This window comes from Agrobacterium sp. 719_389, from assembly GCF_900188475.1.
GTDB lineage: Bacteria > Pseudomonadota > Alphaproteobacteria > Rhizobiales > Rhizobiaceae > Agrobacterium > Agrobacterium radiobacter.
Genome location: NZ_FYEM01000018.1, coordinates 1 through 2,500, shown reverse-complemented (window position 1 = coordinate 2,500; position 2,500 = coordinate 1). Strand labels below are relative to the sequence as shown.

At 53.0% G+C, this 2,500-nt stretch carries 2 rRNA genes (1 of these 2 cut by a window edge); both read left to right on the top strand.

Annotated features, from left to right (window positions below):
• A 23S ribosomal RNA gene (locus CFB10_RS23545) occupies nt 1-1,989 on the top strand; it begins 959 nt to the left of the window's first position.
• A gap of 238 nt (nt 1,990-2,227) precedes the next feature.
• A 5S ribosomal RNA gene (gene rrf / locus CFB10_RS23540) occupies nt 2,228-2,342 on the top strand.
• The last annotated feature ends 158 nt before the right edge of the window (nt 2,343-2,500 follow it).

Here is a 2,500-nt window from a genome sequence, read left to right as displayed (position 1 = left end):
AGGCCAATCAAACTCGGAAATAGCTGGTTCTCCGCGAAATCTATTTAGGTAGAGCGTCGACCGAATACCCTCGGGGGTAGAGCACTGGATGGGCTATGGGGACTCACCGTCTTACTGATCCTAACCAAACTCCGAATACCGAGGAGTACTAGTCGGCAGACACACGGCGGGTGCTAACGTCCGTCGTGAAGAGGGCAACAACCCTGACCTCCAGCTAAGGTCCCCAAGTCATGGCTAAGTGGGAAAGGATGTGAGGATCCCAAAACAACCAGGATGTTGGCTTAGAAGCAGCCATCATTTAAAGAAAGCGTAACAGCTCACTGGTCTAAATAAGGGTCTTTGCGCCGAAAATGTAACGGGGCTAAAGCCATGCACCGAAGCTGAGGATTGTGGCAACCTTCGGGTTGCTTCAGTGGTAGCGGAGCGTTCCGTAAGTCTGTGAAGGCGGACCCGTGAGGGCTGCTGGAGATATCGGAAGTGCGAATGTTGACATGAGTAACGATAAAGGGAGTGAGAGACTCCCTCGCCGAAAGACCAAGGGTTCCTGCTTAAAGTTAATCTGAGCAGGGTTAGCCGGCCCCTAAGACGAGGCGGACACGCGTAGTCGATGGGAACCACGTTAATATTCGTGGGCCTGGTGGTAGTGACGGATCTCGTGTGTTGTACATTCTTATTGGATTGAATGTGCGGCGAAGAGGTTCCAGGAAATAGCTCCACCGTATAGACCGTACCCGAAACCGACACAGGTGGTCAGGTAGAGTATACCAAGGCGCTTGAGAGAACTATGTTGAAGGAACTCGGCAAATTGCACGCGTAACTTCGGAAGAAGCGTGACCCCATTTTAGGCAACTATGATGGGGTGGCACAGACCAGGGGGTAGCGACTGTTTATCAAAAACACAGGGCTCTGCGAAGTAGCAATACGACGTATAGGGTCTGACGCCTGCCCGGTGCTGGAAGGTTAAAGGGAGGGGTGCAAGCTCTGAACTGAAGCCCCAGTAAACGGCGGCCGTAACTATAACGGTCCTAAGGTAGCGAAATTCCTTGTCGGGTAAGTTCCGACCTGCACGAATGGCGTAACGACTTCCCCGCTGTCTCCAACATAGACTCAGTGAAATTGAATTCCCCGTGAAGATGCGGGGTTCCTGCGGTCAGACGGAAAGACCCCGTGCACCTTTACTATAGCTTTACACTGGCATTCGCCAAGGCATGTGTAGGATAGGTGGTAGGCTTTGAAGCAGGGACGCCAGTTTCTGTGGAGCCATCCTTGAAATACCACCCTTATCTTCGTGGATGTCTAACCGCGGTCCGTTATCCGGATCCGGGACAGTGTATGGTGGGTAGTTTGACTGGGGCGGTCGCCTCCGAAAGAGTAACGGAGGCGCGCGATGGTTAGCTCAGACCGGTCGGAAATCGGTCGTCGAGTGCAATGGCATAAGCTAGCCTGACTGCGAGACTGACAAGTCGAGCAGAGACGAAAGTCGGTCATAGTGATCCGGTGGTCCCGTGTGGAAGGGCCATCGCTCAACGGATAAAAGGTACGCCGGGGATAACAGGCTGATGACCCCCAAGAGTCCATATCGACGGGGTTGTTTGGCACCTCGATGTCGACTCATCGCATCCTGGGGCTGGAGCAGGTCCCAAGGGTATGGCTGTTCGCCATTTAAAGCGGTACGTGAGTTGGGTTCAGAACGTCGTGAGACAGTTCGGTCCCTATCTGCCGTGGGTGTAGGAATATTGACAGGATCTGTCCCTAGTACGAGAGGACCGGGATGGACGTATCTCTGGTGGATCTGTTGTCCTGCCAAGGGCATAGCAGAGTAGCTATATACGGAATGGATAACCGCTGAAGGCATCTAAGCGGGAAACCAACCTGAAAACGAGTGTTCCCTATCAGAGCCGTGGAAGACGACCACGTTGATAGGACGGGTGTGGAAGCACAGCAATGTGTGAAGCTTACCGTTACTAATAGCTCGATCGACTTCTTCGTTCTCATTGAATATGTTCATCAAGCAGAGCTTGATGACATCATCTTCTGTCCTCACGGGCCAAAGGCCCTGCGGACGGCGCGCCAAACGATTGGCGACGGACTAGCGTCCTGTATGGCTGCCTCGCTCGATCTCGAGCAAAGGTGGAATACGGGCCAGTCAGAGAAAGACGTGTTAAATTAAATGAAGCGCAAGCTTCCCAGCTTCTCGAAAACAACTTTCGTTGTTGCGTTTTGCCGACCTGGTGGTTATCGCGGGGCGGCTGCACCCGTTCCCTTTCCGAACACGGCCGTGAAACGCCCCAGCGCCAATGGTACTTCGTCTCAAGACGCGGGAGAGTAGGTCGCTGCCAGGTCTGCAAAACGCAACACAAACATCTTCTCATTCACAAAAAAGGGCTCAAGCCCTCACCAAAAGGCCGCATAAAGCGGCCTTTATGCTATAATAATCCAGAGCACAATGTGCCAGAACAAATCGGTGCACCGAATAAGGGTGCGCTCCTTACAGGAGACA